At 63.2% G+C, this 18,413-nt stretch carries 15 protein-coding genes; 4 read left to right on the forward strand and 11 right to left on the reverse strand.

All coding sequences use genetic code 11. The features are described from left to right. Positions 1-2 precede the first annotated feature (2 nt). Genes ACWFUC_RS04710 through ACWFUC_RS04725 form a run of 4 tightly spaced genes read right to left on the reverse strand, consistent with a single transcriptional unit; the run spans position 3 to position 2,862 of the window. Positions 3-752: a Fic family protein gene (locus ACWFUC_RS04710; protein WP_489624240.1), complete on the reverse strand. Its 750-nt coding sequence runs from the start codon at positions 750-752 to the stop codon at positions 3-5. A gap of 34 nt (positions 753-786) precedes the next feature. Then, positions 787-1,779, reverse strand: a complete 993-nt coding sequence (gene lipA, locus ACWFUC_RS04715) for a lipoyl synthase (protein ID WP_008333855.1) — start codon at positions 1,777-1,779, stop codon at positions 787-789. 40 nt (positions 1,780-1,819) lie between these two features. Next, positions 1,820-2,512: a lipoyl(octanoyl) transferase LipB gene (gene lipB / locus ACWFUC_RS04720; RefSeq protein ID WP_276842421.1), complete on the reverse strand. Its 693-nt coding sequence runs from the start codon at positions 2,510-2,512 to the stop codon at positions 1,820-1,822. 35 nt (positions 2,513-2,547) lie between these two features. Further along, on the reverse strand, positions 2,548-2,862 hold the full coding sequence (locus ACWFUC_RS04725) for a DUF2917 domain-containing protein (RefSeq protein ID WP_489624241.1): 315 nt from the start codon (positions 2,860-2,862) through the stop codon (positions 2,548-2,550). 196 nt (positions 2,863-3,058) lie between these two features. Between ACWFUC_RS04725 and gcvA the strand changes: the two genes are divergently transcribed. Beyond that, complete coding sequence (gene gcvA / locus ACWFUC_RS04730) at positions 3,059-4,009, forward strand: transcriptional regulator GcvA (protein ID WP_489624242.1); 951 nt, start codon at positions 3,059-3,061, stop codon at positions 4,007-4,009. A 65-nt stretch (positions 4,010-4,074) separates the two neighbouring features. Here the strand turns inward: gcvA and ACWFUC_RS04735 are convergent, their stop codons facing one another. The 3 genes from ACWFUC_RS04735 to ACWFUC_RS04745 all read right to left on the reverse strand — a co-directional run bounded on the left by ACWFUC_RS04735 (position 4,075) and on the right by ACWFUC_RS04745 (position 7,283). After that, positions 4,075-4,356, reverse strand: coding sequence for an HP0495 family protein (locus ACWFUC_RS04735; protein ID WP_034335218.1), 282 nt, complete (start codon positions 4,354-4,356; stop codon positions 4,075-4,077). A 182-nt stretch (positions 4,357-4,538) separates the two neighbouring features. Beyond that, on the reverse strand, positions 4,539-5,387 hold the full coding sequence (locus ACWFUC_RS04740; RefSeq protein WP_134137680.1) for a D-amino acid aminotransferase: 849 nt from the start codon (positions 5,385-5,387) through the stop codon (positions 4,539-4,541). 120 nt (positions 5,388-5,507) lie between these two features. Next, a complete protein-coding gene (locus ACWFUC_RS04745) occupies positions 5,508-7,283 on the reverse strand; it encodes an ABC transporter ATP-binding protein/permease (RefSeq protein WP_134223969.1) in 1,776 nt (591 codons plus the stop codon). Positions 7,284-7,556: 273 nt separating this feature from the next. Between ACWFUC_RS04745 and ACWFUC_RS04750 the strand changes: the two genes are divergently transcribed. Continuing rightward, entirely contained in the window at positions 7,557-9,257 is a 1,701-nt protein-coding gene (locus ACWFUC_RS04750; protein ID WP_489624243.1) for a methyl-accepting chemotaxis protein, read from the forward strand. Positions 9,258-9,329: 72 nt separating this feature from the next. Here ACWFUC_RS04750 and ACWFUC_RS04755 read toward each other — a convergent pair whose 3' ends face one another. Beyond that, a complete protein-coding gene (locus ACWFUC_RS04755) occupies positions 9,330-9,986 on the reverse strand; it encodes an HD domain-containing protein (RefSeq protein ID WP_252697482.1) in 657 nt (218 codons plus the stop codon). A 371-nt stretch (positions 9,987-10,357) separates the two neighbouring features. Between ACWFUC_RS04755 and ACWFUC_RS04760 the strand changes: the two genes are divergently transcribed. Next, the gene (locus tag ACWFUC_RS04760; RefSeq protein ID WP_489624244.1) at positions 10,358-12,214 is read left to right on the forward strand and encodes an ABC transporter ATP-binding protein; all 1,857 of its coding nucleotides are present in this window, start codon (positions 10,358-10,360) and stop codon (positions 12,212-12,214) included. A gap of 119 nt (positions 12,215-12,333) precedes the next feature. On the opposite strand, the gene bglX is transcribed toward ACWFUC_RS04760, so the two are convergent. Continuing rightward, the gene (gene bglX, locus ACWFUC_RS04765; protein WP_489624245.1) at positions 12,334-14,688 is read right to left on the reverse strand and encodes a beta-glucosidase BglX; all 2,355 of its coding nucleotides are present in this window, start codon (positions 14,686-14,688) and stop codon (positions 12,334-12,336) included. Between the two features lie 259 nt (positions 14,689-14,947). On the opposite strand from bglX, the gene ACWFUC_RS04770 reads away from it, so the two are divergent. Further along, the gene (locus tag ACWFUC_RS04770) at positions 14,948-16,504 is read left to right on the forward strand and encodes a glucan biosynthesis protein G (protein ID WP_489625517.1); all 1,557 of its coding nucleotides are present in this window, start codon (positions 14,948-14,950) and stop codon (positions 16,502-16,504) included. Between the two features lie 88 nt (positions 16,505-16,592). Here the strand turns inward: ACWFUC_RS04770 and ACWFUC_RS04775 are convergent, their stop codons facing one another. Together ACWFUC_RS04775 and ACWFUC_RS04780 are read right to left on the reverse strand one after the other, a co-directional pair. Then, positions 16,593-17,504 (reverse strand): ParB/RepB/Spo0J family partition protein, encoded by a 912-nt coding sequence (locus tag ACWFUC_RS04775; RefSeq protein ID WP_034335237.1) that lies wholly within the window; start codon positions 17,502-17,504, stop codon positions 16,593-16,595. 124 nt (positions 17,505-17,628) lie between these two features. Further along, complete coding sequence (locus ACWFUC_RS04780) at positions 17,629-18,399, reverse strand: ParA family protein (protein ID WP_039789186.1); 771 nt, start codon at positions 18,397-18,399, stop codon at positions 17,629-17,631. Positions 18,400-18,413: the final 14 nt, after the last annotated feature.

Below are 18,413 nucleotides of genomic sequence, written 5' to 3' on the forward strand. Positions count from 1 at the left end.
GCTCATCCGGGAGCAGGCAGCAGATCCAGATACAAGCGCAGCGAACGCTGCACGCTCTCGGCCACGAGGGTGGTGATGGCCGCATGGTCGCCGCTGACGCAGGCCTCATCAAGGGCGTCGTAATACGCCAGCCGGTCTTCCTTGCGGATGACCGCCGGGGGATAGCCGGATTTCATCAGTTCCAGGTTCAACAGCAGGCGGCCGCTGCGGCCATTGCCATCGATGAAGGGATGGATCTTCACGAAGCGCGTATGCAATTGCGCTGCACGTTCGACCGCATGCAGGCTGCCGGCCTGCTGATACCACGCCAGCAAGGCGCGCATTTCATCGTTGAGATGCAGGAAATCGGGCGGGGTGGTGCTGGCGCCGGCGATCACCACGTTCTCGCGGCGATAGCGGCCGGCTTCATCGGCATCGATCCCCTTGAGCACGAGACTGTGGATGTCCTTGATGTGCGCTTCGCTCAGGGGCTCGCAGCCGGCCACGACCTGCTCGACGAAGAGGATGGCATCGCGGTGATTGATGGCCTCGAAGTGCTCGCGCAGCGACTTGCCACCGACGGTGATGCCTTCCAGCACTACCTTGGTTTCGCGCAGGGTCAGTGTGTTGCCCTCGATGGCATTGGAGTGATACGTCCACTCCAGTACCAGCTTGTCGCGCAGCGAGGCGACCGTGTGTTGCGGCAGCGGGCGTGCCGCATCCAGCCTGGCCTTGTCGGCATCGATCGCCTGGTGCCAGAGAGGGTGCAGCATCGCTTGCGGGGGGATGGAAGCGGAAAGCAGCGGGTCAGACCAACCCGTGCGCCTGCTGATCCGCATGGTAGCTCGAGCGCACCATCGCGCCCACGGCGGCATGCACGAAGCCCATCTTGTAGGCCTCTTCCTCGTACATCTTGAAGGTGTCGGGGTGCACGTAGCGGCGCACCGGCAGGTGGTCGCCGCTGGGCATCAGGTACTGGCCGATGGTGAGCATGTCGACGTTGTGCGCGCGCATGTCGCGCATGACCTGCAGCACTTCCTCGTCGGTTTCGCCCAGGCCCACCATGATGCCGGACTTGGTCGGCACTTCCGGATGCAGGTCCTTGAAGCGCTTCAACAGGCTCAGCGAATATTCGTAATCCGACCCCGGACGCGCTTCCTTGTAGAGGCGCGGTGCGGTTTCGAGGTTGTGGTTCATCACATCCGGCGGGGCCATCTTGAGGATTTCCAGCGCACGGTCCATGCGGCCACGGAAGTCCGGGGTCAGGATTTCGATGCGGGTCTCGGGCGACAATTCACGTACACGCTGGATGCAGGCTGCGAAGTGCGCCGCACCGCCATCGCGCAGGTCGTCGCGGTCCACGCTGGTGATGACGACGTAGGACAGGCGCAGCTGGGCGATGGTCTTGGCCAGGTTTTCCGGCTCGTTGGGGTCCAGCGGATCGGGGCGGCCGTGGCCGACGTCGCAGAAGGGGCAGCGGCGGGTGCACTTGTCGCCCATGATCATGAAGGTCGCGGTGCCCTTGCCGAAGCACTCGCCGATGTTGGGGCAGGAGGCTTCCTCACAGACCGTCACCAGGTTGTTGGCGCGCAGGATGTCCTTGATCTCGTAGAAACGCGTGGTGGGCGAACCGGCCTTGACGCGAATCCAGTCCGGCTTCTTCAGCTTTTCGGCGGCCACCACCTTGATCGGGATCCAGGCGGTCTTGCCGGCGCCCTTCTGCTTGTCCAGCGGATTGGCGCGCGCCGAGCCGGTGGCATTGGAGGAAGAATCTGCTGCGGGAGTGAGTTCGGTAGTCATGTCGGTCGTTCCGGCCCCGGGCGCTCGCGGCGCGTGGGGCTCAAGCCATGCCCGCGAAGCGGGCGATCAGTTGGTCGGCAAGCAAGTCCTGGACAGCGTCCAGCCGGGCATCGGCAGCCCCGAGGGTCTGCATGTCCACGGTGGCCAGGCCTTCGTAGCCGCAGGGGTTGATCCAGGAAAACGGTGCCAGGTCCATCGCCACGTTGAGCGAAACACCATGGTAAGTGCAGCCGTTGCCCCGTATCTTCAAGCCCAGCGCGGCCACCTTGGCGCCCTGCCAGGGGCCGTCGGCGGCGTAGATGCCGGGCGCCCCCTCCTTGCGTACACCGGCCAGATTATACGCCGCCAGCGTGGCGATCACCGCCTCTTCGATGTTGTGCACGAATTCGCGGGCGAACAGGCGCGCCCCGCTGCGGTTGCGGCGCAGGTCCATCAACAGGTAGATCACCACCTGGCCAGGGCCGTGGTAAGTGACCTCGCCGCCACGGTCGGTCTGGACAATCGGGATGTCGTGCGGATTCAACACATGGGCGCGGTCTGCACCCAAGCCCAGCGTGTAGACAGGGGGATGCTCGACGATCCAGAGCTGGTCGGGGGTATCGGCGGTGCGCGCATCGGTATAGGCGCGCATGGCGGCGAAGCTCGCCTCGTAGGGCTCGACGCCGCGCCGGACGATCTCGGGCCGGCGGGCGCCAGCCACGGGCGTGCTGGCGGTGGGCAGTGCGGTTTGCATGCCCGCCAGTGTAGCGAAATTCCTCTTTGCCCGTATCAGAACCAGCGGATCAGGCCGTGCGGCAGGAGCTTGGCAATACGTACCGTATCGTCGCTGGCCCCCTTGGGAGGCAAGGGAGTGACCGTGAATTCGGCCGCACCGTTGACCGCTTCGAAGATGGCCTCGCCGCGCTCGTGAAAATCAAAGCAGCGGCCGGCCTTGAGCCAGATATCCTCGCGGCAGCCGGCAATGGTCAGCCACACCAGTCCGGAGGTCACACGGATGCGCACGCCGCCCTGCAGGCGACGGGTCTGTACCTGGCCTTCCTGCAACTGGCCCGGGAGGCTGGGATCTGTGAATGAAATTGTCATGGCGCTGGCTCCTTTGCTCGACTGCCTGATTCGCCAGGCAAGCCGCGTCCCTGCCGCGATGCCCTGGAGGGTGCGGCTGCAAGGGGGGAAATGCCTGGAATGATGTGTGATGAGTCATCATTGTAGGAAAGCCCGCAAGCGCGGCAAAACGATATATATTGGTTCTCCTTGCTAATTGAATTCACAAGGAGCCGTCATGGCCGATTTGCGCAAGCTCCCCAACCTGGCCGCCCTGCGCGCCTTCGATGCGGCCGCCCGCCATGGCTGCTTCTCGCGTGCGGCCGAAGAAGTGCACGTCACTCCCGGCGCCATCAGCCACCAGGTGCGCGCGCTGGAGGAAGACCTGGGCCTGCAGCTGTTCCATCGCCATGGCAAGCGCATTTCCATCACCGAGACCGGTGAACGCTTCGCCGCCACCATCCGCAAGGCCCTGGGCGAGATCGCGCAAGCGGCCGACCACCTGCGCAGCCAGACGCGCCAGCAGCGGCTGGTGATCTCGGCCACGCCCTCCTTCGCTTCACGCTGGCTGGCGCCGCGCCTGTGGAAGTTCATCGATGTCCATCCGGAAATCGAGGTGGTGCTGCAATCGGGCAGCCATCTGGTCGACCTGCGGCTGGACGGGGTGGACATCGGCATCCGCTTTGGCCGGGGCCAGTACGCGGGCGTGGTCACCGAGAAACTGAGCGAGGACTACTACTACCCGGTGGCCGCGCCCGGCTATCGCGGCAAGCAGAACAAGAAGCTGGTGCGTCCCGCCGACCTGGTGCACTGCACGCTGCTGCGCATGGATACGCGCGAATCCTGGCAACCGTGGCTGACGCTGGCCGGGCTGGACCTGCCCGAGCCGCGCGGCACGCTGGTGGTGGAGGATTCTTCGCTGACGCTGCGCCATGCGGTGGAGGGCAAGGGGGTGGCGCTCTCGCGCCATACGATTGCCTGGCAGGAGATCGCCAGCGGCACGCTGGTGCGGCTGTTCGACGTGGCGCAGCTGTGCGAGGAGGCGCACTACCTGGTGCACCTGCCGGAGGGTCTGGAGAAGCCCGGGGTGGCGGCTTTCAGGAAATGGATCGTGGAAGAGATGCGGCAATTCCAGGCGCAGTCGGAATGGCCGGCCAAGGTGCAGAAAACGTCAACCCGCAAGAAGTGATGCGGCCATGAAAAAACCGGCGCGCCTTGCGGGCTGCGCCGGTTTTCGCGAGGAGACTATTGACCTCAGAGCACGAACTTGACCATCTCGTGCGTGGAGAGCGCGCGGTAGATGTTGTCGAGCTGGGTGCGGCTGGTGGCGCGCACGGTCAGGGTCAGCGACAGGTACTTGCCCTGGGTGGAGGGACGCATCTCGACCTTGCCCGCGTGAAACTCGGGGTCATGCTCGGTGACCATGGCGACGATGGTCTCGGCGAAGGCATCATGGGTGATCCCGACCACCTTGATGGGGAAGTCGCTCGGATACTCGATCAGGGATTCTTCAGGGGAAATAGTGGGCATAGTCATGGCAAACCGCCTTGGCGTTGTCCGCCTGGCGCTCCGGTTTCAATGCTCCCAGATGGGGATGAACCTGCGGGCTTCAAGCGGGGGGACTCGGGTGGGGAATGCCTGCATTCTACGCCATGCGGGCGGGGCGGCGTGCAGAAAACCGCAGCGCCACCCGTTGATCATGACAAGCTGCAAATCTCTTACAGCCGCGCCTTGGCCGCCTGATACGCCGCATACACCTTGGCAAACACCGGCCCCGGCTGGCCGCTGCCGACCGGCTGGCCATCGAGCGTGACCACCGGCAGCACTTCCTTGCTGGCCGAGGAAATCATGAGTTCATCAGCCGCCAGCACTTCCTCACGCGTGATGCGACGCGACTCCAGCACGATGCCCTGCTCGGCGCACAGCTCTTCCATCAGGCCATAGCGGATGCCTTCCAGGATCAGGTTGTCCTTGGGCGGCGCGGAAATCTTGCCATCCTTGACCACCCACACGTTGGAGGACGACGCCTCCGACAGATAGCCATCACGGAACTGGATCGCTTCGGTCACCTGGTGCTCGGCCGCAAATTGCGCCGCCAGCACATTGCCCAGCAGCGACGTCGACTTGATCTGGCAGTTCAGCCAGCGGCGGTCTTCCATGCTCACGCAGGCCACGCCCTTCTCGATGGACGCAGCCGGCGGCAGGGCCATCGGATTGGTCATGATCAGCACCGTCGGCACCACCTCCTTGGGGAAGGCATGCACCCGCTTGGCCACGCCACGGGTGACCTGCAGGTAGATCATCTGGTCGTCCAAACCGTTGGCCTCGACCACCTGGTCGATGAGGGCATTCCAGCCGGCTTCGTCATGCGGATTCGGAATACCGATGCTGTCGAGGCTGCGGAACAGCCGCGCCAGGTGTTGCTGGCCACGGAACGCCTTGCGGCGATACATGGGGATCACCTCATAGATGCCATCGCCAAAGATGAAGCCGCGGTCCAGCACCGGCACGCGGGCTTCAGAGAGGGGCGTGAGTTCGCCGTTGAGGTAGACGATGGGATCGTTCATGATGGGCTTTCCGGTAATCGAGAGTGATCGGGTGAAGGCGGCAACCGTGCCGCGATGAATCCATTCTGTCACGCAGCTTCCGGCGCCCCCATGCAAAAACGGTATAACGTCGCCCTGCCCTCACGCCGCTATCGGCAGCGCCTCCACACGATGTCCGGCCCCCTCGCCGGCGGCGGGCGGCACGAATTTCCAGCGCACGTCATGGAAGCGCGCCAGCGTCTCGCGGTGGGCGATGCTGATCACGGTCACGCCCGGCAACTCGCGCGGCAAGGCGGCATAGAGTGCTTCCTCGGTCTCGCCATCCATGGCGCTGCTGGCCTCGTCCAGGAACACCAGGCGCGGACGGTTCAGGAACACCCGCACGAATGCCAGGCGCTGCTGCTCGCCCGGTGACAGCGCCTGGCTCCAGTTGGCCGCCACGTCCAGCCGCGATGCAAGATGCGCAAGACGGCACAAACCCAGGTAACGCGTAATGAGTGCATCCTCGAAACTGCCCTCGGCGGCGGGATACGAGAGCGCTGCACGCAGCGTGCCGATGGGCAGGTAGCTGCGCTGGGGCAGGAACATCGCGGGCGCATCCTGCGGCAGCGCGATGCGGCCCTCGCCGTAAGGCCAGATGTCGGCCATGGCGCGGATCAGGGTCGACTTGCCGCAACCGGAAGGACCGCTGATGAGCACGTGCTCGCCCGACTCCACCCGCGCATCCAGGCGGCGCAGCATGAGGCTGCCATCGGGGAAGGACAGCTGCACGCCCTCCAGCGTCACCGCACTGCCGCCATGCTGCGTGACGGCCAGCGTGCGCGGCATGCCGGCAGCGCGTTCGACATCCGCATGGAAGCCCGCCAGCCGGTTGATGGAAGCCTTCCAGCTGGCCAGCGTGGTGAAGGCATTGATGAACCACGACAGCGCATCCTGCACCTGTCCGAAGGCATCGCTGATCTGCATCAGCACCCCCAGCGAAATGGCCCCGGAAAAATAGCGCGGTGCCGACACCAGCATGGGGAAGATCACCGCGAACTGCCCGTAGAAATTCACGGCCACGTTGAGCTTCTTGGTCAGCCGCATGATGTTCCACCAGTTCTCGCGGATGTCATCCAGCCGGGCGGTCAGCTGTGCGCGCTCCTGCGGCTCGCCGCGATACAGGGCCACGGCCTCGGCATGCTCGCGTACGCGGATCAGTCCGAAACGGAAATTGGCCTCGAAGCGTTCCTGGTTGAAGCTCAATCCCACCAGCGGACGGCCGATCCACCACACCACACCGGAGCCGATGGCGGCATAGGCGATCACGAACCAGACCATGTAGCCGGGAATGACCCACGATTGCCCCAGCGCCGTAAAGGACAGCGGCCCGCTCACCGACCACAGGATGTGGATGAAGGAGAACAGCGTCACGCTGCTGGAAATGAAACCCAGCACCAGCGACAGCGTATCGCTGGTCAGCGCATGCAGGTCCTCGGCAATGCGCTGGTCAGGGTTGTCGGAGAGGCGGCCCTCCTGTCCCTGCTCGATGCGGTAGTAGGCGCGGTGCGCCAGCCAGCGGTCGAGGTAGCGCGTGCTCATCCAGTAGCGCCAGCGGATCTGCAGCGCCTGCTTCAGGTAGACGCTGTAGATGGCGATGGCCACAAAGACGAAGGCCAGCCCCGAGAACTGCCACAGCAGCGATTTGAACTGCGGATAGTCGCGCGACTGCAGCACGTTGTACATGTCGCGGTTCCAGGAATTGAGCCGCACGTTGATGTAGACCATGCCCAGGTTCAAGGCCAGGATGGCCAGCAGCAAGGCCCAGGCCTTCCACTTTTCTTCGGAAACCCAGAAGGGCTTGATGAGGCGCCATATCTCCGCGCGGGTCGCGCGATTGGCGTGGCTGGCCTGGCGGGCAGGTGTTTGTTCGGTCATGGCGAATCCTGTGGATGTTGTCCTCTTTGCTGCCCAGCTTGCCGCAAAAGACTTAACTCAGGCTTAAAGCTGCATCAGGAAGGCCCTGGAAAGCATTAAGGAACGCTTAATGCTTTTGCAATTGAGCATTAAGGGCTATGGAATGCATCGAAACAATCAATCCCGCGCGCCCGTGAACAAGGCTAGACTGCGGTCTTCGTCGATATTGCCGTGCATCAATGCTGCTCTTGGCTGCAGCGTGCACGGCCAGCGGCCCCTCTTTCGGAGAATTCCATGCAGACCCTTCCCCCCAAGCGCCGCTCGCTCAGCGTGGCGGCCCAACTGGCACTGAGCTTTGCGCTGGTGCTGGCGATGATGCTGGTGCTGACGGTGGCCAGCATTTCCAAGGTCAATGCCATCGAAGGCAGCCTGGCCACGGTGAGCGAGGACAACAGCGTCAAGCAGCGCTATGCCATCAATTTCCGTGGCAGCGTGCACGACCGCGCCATTGCCCTGCGTGACCTGACGCTGGTGGGCGACGCCGAGGTCAAGGACGTGATTGCCCTGATCAACAAGCTCGATGCCGACTACCAGCAATCGGCCCGGCCGCTCGATACGGTCTTCTCCACCATGAAGGTCAATGCGGATGAACGTGCCAGCCTGGAACGCATCAAGGCGGTCGAAGCCCGCACCATGCCGCTGGCCGCCAAGGCCATCGCCCTGCGCACCGCCGGCGATGTCGACGGCGCACGCCAGCTGCTGCTGACCCAGGTAAAACCGGCCTTCGTCGAATGGCTGGCCACCATCAATCACTTCATCGACCTGGAAGAACGCATGAGCCAGATCGAATCCGCCAAGGCCCGCAGCACCGCCCACGGCTTCCAGGCCTTCATCCTGGTGCTGCTGGGTGCCGCGCTGGTGGCCGGTGCCGTGCTGGCCACGCTGATCACCCGCAGCATCCGGGGTGCGCTGGGTGCGGAACCCGATGAGGTCAAGCAGCTGGCACTGGCGGTGGATCGCGGCGAGCTGTATCACGCCGCTGCCGCAAGCCGCGCCGGCGACGGCGGCAAACGCCAGAGCATCATGGCGGCACTCTCCGAGATGAGCGGCAACCTGCGCACTACCGTGACCCATGTGCGCGATGCCGCCACCGGCGTGGCCACCATCAGCGCCCAGATCGCCGCCGGCAACAGCGACCTCTCGGCGCGCACCGAAGACCAGGCCGCCTCGCTGGAAGAAACCGCCTCGGCCATGGAGCAGCTCACCGCCACCGTGAAGCAGAACGACGGCCACGCCCGCGAAGCCAATCAACTGGCACGCAACGCCTCCGATATCGCCAAGCAGGGCGGTGCCATCGTGGAAGAAGTGGTCGATACCATGGCGGCCATCAACAGCTCCTCGCGCAAGATCGTCGACATCATCGGCGTGATCGACAGCATCGCTTTCCAGACCAACATCCTGGCCTTGAATGCCGCCGTGGAAGCGGCCCGGGCCGGCGAACAGGGACGCGGTTTTGCGGTGGTGGCCACCGAAGTACGCAACCTGGCCCAGCGCAGTGCCGCCGCCGCCAAGGAGATCAAGCAGTTGATCGATACCTCGGTCGGCAATGTGGACACCGGTACCCGCCTGGTGGAACGCGCCGGCGAGACCATGGAGCAGATCGTGGCCAGCGTGCAGCAGGTCACCGATGTGATGGGTGAAATCTCGGCCGCCAGCCACGAGCAGAGCCTGGGTATCGAGGAAGTCAACAAGGCCATCGCGCTGATGGATCAGGTGACCCAGCACAATGCAGCCCTGGTGGAAGAAGCCACTGCCGCAGTGGCTACGCTGCAGGAGCAGGCCGTGAACCTGACGCGCGCAGTCGGTGTGTTCCAACTGGACGCGCCCGATGCAACCGGCGTGGTGGCAACCCCGGCACTCGCGCCCGTGCTCAACACCGTGCAGGTTCCGCTGCGCGTGGTGCCCAAGCTGGAAGTGGTGCGCAAGGCCGCGTGATCCAAAGCAGCAGTCAGCGTGATTCGTCGCACGGCGCAAGCAGGCTGACTGCACAACGGGCGAGGCTCTACATTACAGCTCGCCCAGGAATTGCTCCACAAACCCGCGCATCTTCTCCTGGCGCGCCTGCGCCATGGCGGCACCGGCAGCCGTCTGGAATCCTTCCTGCAAACGGAACAGCTTGGCCGGGAAATGATCCAGCGCATAGCGCGTATCCTGCAGCGGCCGTTGCTGCGCCTGCGGATCGAGCGCTTCATAGAGGCTCGATCCCATCCTCCCCGCTACATAGAAACAGCGCGCCACGCCGATGGCCCCGATGGCGTCCAGCCGGTCAGCATCCTGCACGATCTTCGCCTCCAGCGTCAGCGGCGTGATCTGCGCCGAATAGCTGTGGGCCTGCACGGCATGGGCCACGCGCTGTGCCTCCTCCCGCGTCCATCCCAGTGACAGCAAAATCTCCTGTGCGCGTTGGGCAGAGAGCGTGGACGCCTGGCTGCGCAGCGGCGAATTCTTTTCCACCCGCACGCAGTCGTGCAGGATGACGGCCGCCAGCAGAATGCGCAGGTCGCCGCCCTCCTCGGCCTGCAGGCGGCGGGCGTTGTTCCATACGCGCAAGAGATGCGAGAGGTCATGCGAGCCATCGCCGGCGTCATCCTCAACCTGCGGCAACAATTGCGCGGCCAGCGTGTCGAAGGGGCGGAAGGCGGCGGCAACCTGGGAAAGATTCATGATTCAAACAGATACAAGGGTGACAATTCATCAGTATCGCAGATCAATCACAGGGACCGGAAAATGCGGCCGGGGTCACCATTCCGATTTTCCGACAAGTGTTTTCCCAGGGCTCTGCTACACGCAAGCCAGTCGCATGTGAGATGATGCGGCTTCCATCAATTTCGCGGCCTGCCCCGGGATCACGATAGCGGCCCTGCTGCCGCAGCGATCTGCCCGCCGCGCATGAACGGCGTACCGCCACGCGCAATATTCCCTTCCGGTATGCCACAGTAACAACGCCCGACCGCGCCGCTACGCTGGTGGCTGCCTCGCTGGCAGTCTGCCTGTCGCACCGCCGTCGGCCCTGATCCGATTTTTGGAGTTCCCTGATGTTCAGCTGGTTTGAAAAACTGGTCCACCCCTATCCCGAGTCGCAGCCGATGCCGCCGCCGCGCGGCTTCATGCGCTTCATCTGGTTCTGTACCAAGGGCGTGCGGCCCTACATCGCCGCCATGACCTTGACGACGGCCATCATCGGCATCTTCGAGGCACTGCTCTTTGCTGCGCTCGGCCGCATCGTCGACTGGCTGTCCAAGATCGAGCCGGCGCAGCTGTGGGCGCAGGAAGGCCATACCCTGGTGTGGCTGGTGGTGATCCTGGCGGCCAGTCCGCTGCTGATCGCGCTGCAGACCATGTACAAGCACCAGACCCTGGCGGGCAATTTCCCCATGCTGCTGCGCTGGAATTTCCATCGCCTCATGTTGAGCCAGAGCATGAGTTTCTATCAGAACGAGTTCGCCGGACGTGTCGCCACCAAGGTCATGCAAAGCGCGCTGGCGGTGCGCGACTTCTGCATGATCGTGGGCGACATCCTGGTCTTCATCGCCATCTACTTCGCTACCCTGATCGGTGTGGTCGGCAGCTTCGACATGTGGATGCTGGCCCCCTTCTTCATCTGGCTGGCGGCCTTCGCGGTGGCCTTGCGCTACTTCGTGCCGCGCCTGTCGGCAGTGGCACGCAACCAGGCCGATGCGCGCTCGCTGATGACCGGGCGCATCACCGATGCCTATACCAACATCGCCACCGTGAAGCTGTTCTCGCATGCCGGGCGCGAGGCCGATTACGCCCGCAGCGCCATGCGCGAATTCCTCACCACGGTCAATCGCCAGATGCGTCTGGTGTCGGGCTTCGAGGTGGTCAATCACATCCTGAACATGGTGCTCATCATCGGTGCTACCGGGGTCTCGCTGTATCTCTGGACCCAGGGCAAGGTCGGTGTCGGTGCGGTGGCAGCCAGCACGGCAATGGCGCTGCGCCTGAACGGCATCGCGCACTGGGTGATGTGGGAAATGTCGTCGCTGTTCGAACACGTGGGTACCGTGCAGGATGGCATCAACACCCTGGCGCGTGCACACGAGGTCAAGGATGCGCCCGATGCCAAACCGATCAAGGTCAGCCAGGGCGAACTGCGCTTTGAGGGTGTGAGCTTCAGCTATGGCGGCTCGGCCCCGCGCCCGGTGGTGGACAAGCTGGACCTGGTGATTCGCCCCGGCGAAAAGATCGGCCTGGTGGGTCGCTCCGGTGCCGGCAAATCGACCATCGTCAACCTGCTGCTGCGCTTCTACGATATCGAGGGCGGCCGCATCACCATCGATGGCCAGGACATCGCCCACGTCACGCAGGACAGCCTGCGCGCGCAGATCGGCATGGTCACGCAGGATACTTCCCTGCTGCATCGCTCGGTGCGGGAAAACATCACCTATGGCCGTCCCGATGCCAGCGATGCCGAGATGATCCACGCCGCTGAACGGGCCGAGGCGCATGACTTCATCGGCACCCTGGCCGATGCCAAGGGCCGCACCGGTTACGACGCCCACGTGGGCGAGCGCGGCGTGAAGCTTTCCGGTGGCCAGCGCCAGCGTATCGCCATTGCCCGCGTGATGTTGAAGGATGCGCCGATCCTGCTGCTGGATGAAGCCACCAGTGCGCTCGATTCGGAAGTGGAAGCAGCCATCCAGACCTCGCTCTACAAGCTCATGGAAGGCAAGACCGTGGTGGCCATTGCGCACCGCCTCTCGACCATTGCGGCGATGGACAGGCTCATCGTGCTGGACCAGGGCCGTATCGTGGAGCAAGGCACGCACGCTGAATTGCTGGCCGCCGGTGGTTTGTATGCGCGCTTGTGGTCGCATCAGAGTGGCGGCTTCCTCGGTGAGGAGGAAGAGGATGCAGCCGTGATGGCGTGATGGCGTGATGCCGCAAAGGCGTAACGCCTGATTTTTATAAATGATTTAGATCATTTTTGGCTGCTGCAAAAAAAATGGGCGCACTGTCGAGTGCGCCCATTTTTCTTTTCTGTCCGGCTTTATTGCAGATTGAACGATGCCGTTTTCACGTCCTTGGAGTCCAGCCCGATCTGCACCTGGAATTCGCCCGGCTCGGCCACGTATTCCAGCTTGGCGTTGTAGAAGGACAGCGCCTTGCGGTCGATGCTGAATTGCACCTCTTTCTCTTCACCCGGCTGCAGCATCACCTTGCGGAAATCCTTCAACTCCTTGACCGGACGCACCACTGACGCGGCCACATCGCGGATGTACAACTGCACTACAGTCGCACCCGCACGGCGACCCGTGTTCTTCACCGTCACGCTGGCCTGCACCTTGCCATCCGCCGTCATGGTCGGCTGCGACAGGCGCACTTCAGAGAGCTTGAACTCGGTATAGCTCAGACCGTATCCGAACGGATACAGCGGGCCATTCGGCTCATCAAAGTACTGCGAGGTGTAGTTGCCCGGCTTGCCTTCGGTATAGGGACGGCCCACGCGCGGATGGTTGTAGTAACTCGGGATCTGGCCAACCGAACGCGGGAAGGTGATGGGCAGCTTGCCGGAAGGATTGACGTCGCCGAAGAGCAGGTCGGCAATCGCATTGCCGCCCTCGGTGCCGGTGTACCAGGTTTCCAGAATCGCCGAGGCATTCTCGCGCGCCCAGTTCAGATCCAGCGGCCGGCCATTCATCAGCACCAGCACCAGCGGCTTGCCGGTGGCCTTCAATGCCTTGAGCAGATCCAGCTGGCTCTGCGGCAGCGACAGCGAAGTACGGCTGGAAGATTCATGCGACATGCCGCGCGATTCGCCCACGGCGGCCACGATCACCTCCGCATTGCGCGCTGCCTTCACGGCCTCATCGATCATGGCCTTGGGGCTGCGCTTGTCCTGCACCACTTCCGGATCATCCCAGTTCAGGAAGTTGAGGTAATCGACGATGTGCTTGTCTTCGGTGATGTTGGCACCGCGTGCGTAGACCAGCTTGCCCTGCCCTCCCATCGCCGCCTGCAAACCTTGGCGCAGCGTGATGGTCTGCTTGTCCTTGCCGGCGGCGGACCAGCTGCCCAGCATGTCGATGTGCGAATCAGCCAGCGGGCCGACCAACGCGATGCGTGCGTTCTTCTTCAGCGGCAGCGCAGCGTTGCGGTTCTCCAGCAGCACCATGGACTGCTGCGCCACTTCGCGCGCATCGCGGCGATGCAGGCGGCTGTCGGCATAGACATCAGCCGGATCATCGGCCGCACGGCCGATGCGCACATACGGATCCTTGAACAGGCCCAGGTCGTACTTGGCTCCGAGGATGTCGCGCACGGCGTTGTCCAGTTCCTGCTGAGAGACCTTGCCCGAGCGCACCAGCTCCGGCAATTGCTTGATGTAGACCTGGTCGGCCATGCTCATGTCGGTGCCGGCCTTCATGGACAGGCGCGCGGCTTCGGCATCGTTCTGTGCCACGCCATGATTGACCAGTTCGGTGATGGCACCGTGGTCAGATACGGTCAGGCCCTTGAAGCCCCAATCCTTGCGCAACAGGTCCTGCAGCAGCCAGGTGTTGGAGGTGGCCGGTGCGCCGTTGATGGAATTGAGCGCGACCATGACCGCTCCCGCGCCTGCATCGATGGCAGCGCGATACGGCGGCAAGTAGTCGTTGTACATGCGCTGCGGGTCCATGTTGACGACGTTGTAGTCACGTCCGCCTTCGACCGCACCGTACAGCGCAAAATGCTTCACGCTGGCCATCACGCGGTTGGCGGCGATGGGCTTGGTGTCGCCCTGCAGGGCGCGTACCGAGACCTCGGCAATGCGCGAGACCAGGTAAGGATCTTCACCAAAGCCTTCAGACGTGCGGCCCCAGCGCGGATCGCGGCTGATGTCGACCATGGGTGCGAAGGTCATGTCGATGCTGTCGGCTGCGGCTTCCTCGGCGGAGATGCGCATGGCGCGTCCGACGATGTCCATGTCCCAGCTGGAGGCCAGCCCCAGGCCAATCGGGAAGGTAGTGCGGTGGCCGTGGATGACGTCATAGGCGAAGAACATCGGGATCTTCAGCCGCGAGCGCATGGCACCGTCCTGAAGCGGACGATTCTCGGGGCGGGTGATGGAATTGAAGGTGCCGCCGACGCGCCCGGCGGCCAGTTCCTCGGCCAGTTTCTTGGCGGGCATGTCAGGGCCGATGCTGATCAGGCGCAACTGCCCGATCTTTTCTTCCAGCGTCATCTGGCGCAGCAGGTCATCGATGAAGGCAGTCTTGTCGCCGAGCAAGGCGGGATTGGCTTGCGCGTAGGCGGCCGGGCCGGTGAGCGCGGCGCTGCAGGCCAGCGCGCACAGGGTCATGGCCAGGGCCAGGCGGGGACGGCGCGTGGGCGCGGCTTGCCGCTCGGTAAGCTTGTGGGACACGGGTTTCCTCTCTCTTTTTTAAACTTTGGCGGCAGTCTGCCCTCTACTCTGTGACCTGCACAAGCGGGACAGCAGCCGGAGCGGCGGGAGCAATTATTGCTAGCGTTGTTTGATGCTTAGCCAGCCGGACGGTTCGCTATATTATTCTGTTTTGATGCCTGCGGGACACGCAGGCGCATGGCGGCGACCCGGGTTCCAACGTCCGCGCGCCGCTTCTTCATGGAGAAATGCATTGATCAGACATGGATTGAAATGGCCCCTGCTGCAGGGCCTGGTACTCGCGGCATCCCTGCTGACGGCCTCGGTACAGGCACAGAGCGCGCAGGGCTTCGACCTCAACCAGGCGGTGGCACGCGCGAAGGAACTGGCCGCCAAGCCCTATCAGAAGCCGGTGAGCAATCTCTCGCCGACCTTCGCGGCGATGCAGTTCGCCGATTACATGAAGATCCAGCCCAAGAGCGAGAAGTTCGAATGGCGCGACCAGAAGACGCCCTTCAAGCTGGCCTTCTATCACCAGGGCATGCAATTCAATGCCCCCGTAGCCATCCACGAAATCATCGATGGCCGCGTGCAGGACGTGGGCTACAGCACCGACCGCTTCAACTTCGGTGACCTGGCGCTGGCCAGGGACAGCACGGCACACCTGGGCTATGCGGGCTTCCGCGTGGTCTATCCCCTCAATCGCGATGACAAGGAAGATGAAGTCATGAGCGTGCTGGGCGCGAGCTACTTCCGCGTGATCGGCAAGGGACAGGTGTACGGACTCTCGGCACGCGGACTGGCGATCGATACCGCCATGATGAGCGGCGAAGAATTCCCGCATTTCACCGAGTTCTGGATACAGCGTCCGGCCCCGGGCGAAAAGCAGCTGACCTTCTACGCGCTGCTGGATTCGCCGCGTGCGACCGGCGCCTACAAGTTCACGCTCACGCCCGGCAAGGATGCCCTGCTCGATGTGCAGGCCCGCGTGTTCCTGCGCGCCGAGGTGGGCCGCCTGGGCATTGCGCCGCTGACCAGCATGTTCCTGTTCGGACCGAACCAGCAATCCTCGCGCCGCAACTTCCGTCCGGCCATTCATGATTCCAACGGCCTGGCGATCCACACGGGCAGCGGCGAGTGGCTGTGGCGTCCGTTGAACGATCCGCAGAACGTGGAAGTGAGTTCCTTCGAGGTCACCAATCCGCGCGGCTTTGGCCTCCTGCAGCGTGGCCGCGAATTCTCTTCCTATGAAGACCTGAAGGACCGCTACGACCTGCGTCCCTCGGCCTGGATCGAACCCAAGGGCGACTGGGGCAAGGGTGCCGTACAACTGGTTGAAATCCCGACGGCCGACGAGACCAATGACAACATCGTGGCCTACTGGGTGCCTGCGCAACAACCCGCACGCGGCACGCCGCTGGCTTATGACTATCGCATCCATTGGACCATGGATGAACCCGCCATCCTCAACAATGAAGTGGGCTGGGTGAAGCAGACCTTCCATACCGATGGCGAACTCACGCAAGCCAACCTGATCCGCGCCTTTGATGGCACCACGGCCTTGCTGGTGGACTTCACCGGTGGGCCGCTGGGTTCCCTGCCCGCAGGGACGGCGGTACAGCCGCAGGTGAATGTTTCCAACAATGGCGAACTGATCGATGCCCAGCTGCAGCCCAATCCGGCCATCAACGGCTGGCGCCTGACGCTGCGGGTGAAGATTCGCAACGTGGCGCAGGCAGTGGAATTGCGCGCAGCGCTCACCGCCAACGGCAAGCCGCTGACCGAGACCTGGAGCTATCAGCTGCCGCCGCGTTCAGATGTGCAGCGGACTTTCTGATGTCGGCGTAAATTATTTATATCAATAAAAAAGGGGATGTTCCGAATGGAGCAGCCCCTTTTTGCTTTGATGCGGAAAGATGATGCGATCAGCTCTCCACCGACTCCCCGCGCAGGCGTGCGATGACGCCATCGAGCGCATCGAGGTCGTTGAAGTTGATGATGAGCTGCCCCTTGTTGCGGGCACCGGTCTTGATGCTGACCTGGGTGGCCAGCAGGTCCGAGAGTTCTTCTTCCAGGCGCGCGATGTCGCGCGACTTGTCCTTGGCTTCGCGCGGCTTGGCGGCCTGCTCGGCGCTGGCGCGGGTGACCAGCTTCTCGGCATCGCGCACCGACATGCGCTTGGCCACGATCTGGTTGGCCAGCTGGATCTGCGTCGCCGAATCGACGGCCAGCAGCGCACGGGCATGGCCCATGTCGATGTCGCCAGCCATGAGCATGGTCTGCACCGGCTTGGCCAGGTTCAACAGGCGCAGCAGGTTGGAGACCGCACTGCGCGAGCGTCCTACGGCCAGTGCCGCCTGCTCGTGGGTGAAGGCGAAATCGGTGATGAGGCGATGAATGCCCTGGGCTTCTTCCAGGGGATTCAGATCCTCGCGCTGCATGTTTTCGATCAGGGCCATGGCGGCCGTGGTCTGGTCGTCCACGTTCTTGACCAGCACCGGCACCTCGGTCAGCCCGGCGATCTTGGCCGCGCGGAAGCGGCGTTCGCCGGCGATGATCTCGTAGGTATCTTTCCCGTTCTTCTGGCCGATGGCGCGGATCAGGATGGGCTGCAGCAAACCCTGTTCCTTGATCGAGGCCGCCAGTTCATTGAGCGCGCCTTCATCCATGCGGGTACGCGGCTGATACTTGCCGGCCTGCAGTTCGGTCACGGCCATCACCGTGGGCAGGCCCTGCGCAGCTTGCGCCTGGGCTTCTTCAGTGATGTCGGAGGAGCCGCCGAGAAGCGCGTCCAGTCCGCGTCCCAGACCCTTGGATTTTTTCGGTAGAGTTGCCATGCGATTGCCTGATGAAAACGATGCGTGATTACGGCGTTGGGAGGTGCTGCCATTGGAGCGTGAATTCAAGCGTCAATTCGCGTATGAATTCACGCCTGAATTCGCGCTGTGATCAGCGCCTGAATTACAGCGTCTTGATGCGTTCAACCATTTCCGCGCCGAAGGCGATGTAAGCCTGTGCGCCCTTGGACGAAGGATCGAAGGTCACCCCCGGCAAACCATACGAAGGCGCTTCAGCCAGTCGCACATTGCGCGGGATGACGGTCTTGAAGACCTTGTCGCCGAAGTGCTGTTCCAGCTGGTCCGAGACCTGCTGCGACAGCGTCATGCGCGGATCGAACATCACGCGCAACAGGCCAATGACTTTCAGCTCCGGGTTCAGCTTGGCGTGCACCTTCTTGATGGTGTTGACCAGGTCCGACAAGCCTTCGAGCGCGTAGTACTCGCACTGCATCGGGATGATGACGCCATGCGCCGAGCACAGCCCGTTCAGGGTCAGCATCGACAGCGCAGGCGGGCAGTCGATGAGGATGAAGTCATAGTCCTCGGCGACGGCGGCGAAGGCGATCTTCAGGCGCGCTTCGCGCTGTTCCAGTTCCACCATTTCCACTTCGGCACCGGCCAGTTCGCGGTTGGCGGGCAGCACGTCGAAGCCGCCGGCCTCCGAACGCTTGCGTACGGCGCGGATGTCGGACATGCCAAGCAGCACTTCATAGATCGAGCCTTCCAGCGTCGACTTGTTGATCCCCGCCCCCATGGTGGCATTGCCTTGCGGATCGAGGTCGGCCAGCAATACGCGCTGGTTCAGTTGTGCCAGTCCAGCCGCGAGATTGACTGCGGTAGTGGTCTTGCCTACGCCACCTTTCTGGTTGGCGACACAAAATATTTTTGCCATAGTTCGTTCTTATG

The organism is Herbaspirillum sp. Her4, from assembly GCF_057961335.1.

Bases quoted from the DNA above. Each gene is read 5' to 3' on its own strand.
- ACWFUC_RS04710 (WP_489624240.1), bottom strand. From the start codon at position 752: ATGCTGCACCCTCTCTGGCACCAGGCGATCGATGCCGACAAGGCCAGG.
- lipA (WP_008333855.1), bottom strand. From the start codon at position 1,779: ATGACTACCGAACTCACTCCCGCAGCAGATTCTTCCTCCAATGCCACC.
- lipB (WP_276842421.1), bottom strand. From the start codon at position 2,512: ATGCAAACCGCACTGCCCACCGCCAGCACGCCCGTGGCTGGCGCCCGC.
- ACWFUC_RS04725 (WP_489624241.1), bottom strand. From the start codon at position 2,862: ATGACAATTTCATTCACAGATCCCAGCCTCCCGGGCCAGTTGCAGGAA.
- gcvA (WP_489624242.1), top strand. From the start codon at position 3,059: ATGGCCGATTTGCGCAAGCTCCCCAACCTGGCCGCCCTGCGCGCCTTC.
- ACWFUC_RS04735 (WP_034335218.1), bottom strand. From the start codon at position 4,356: ATGACTATGCCCACTATTTCCCCTGAAGAATCCCTGATCGAGTATCCG.
- ACWFUC_RS04740 (WP_134137680.1), bottom strand. From the start codon at position 5,387: ATGAACGATCCCATCGTCTACCTCAACGGCGAACTCACGCCCCTCTCT.
- ACWFUC_RS04745 (WP_134223969.1), bottom strand. From the start codon at position 7,283: ATGACCGAACAAACACCTGCCCGCCAGGCCAGCCACGCCAATCGCGCG.
- ACWFUC_RS04750 (WP_489624243.1), top strand. From the start codon at position 7,557: ATGCAGACCCTTCCCCCCAAGCGCCGCTCGCTCAGCGTGGCGGCCCAA.
- ACWFUC_RS04755 (WP_252697482.1), bottom strand. From the start codon at position 9,986: ATGAATCTTTCCCAGGTTGCCGCCGCCTTCCGCCCCTTCGACACGCTG.
- ACWFUC_RS04760 (WP_489624244.1), top strand. From the start codon at position 10,358: ATGTTCAGCTGGTTTGAAAAACTGGTCCACCCCTATCCCGAGTCGCAG.
- ACWFUC_RS04775 (WP_034335237.1), bottom strand. From the start codon at position 17,504: ATGGCAACTCTACCGAAAAAATCCAAGGGTCTGGGACGCGGACTGGAC.
- ACWFUC_RS04780 (WP_039789186.1), bottom strand. From the start codon at position 18,399: ATGGCAAAAATATTTTGTGTCGCCAACCAGAAAGGTGGCGTAGGCAAG.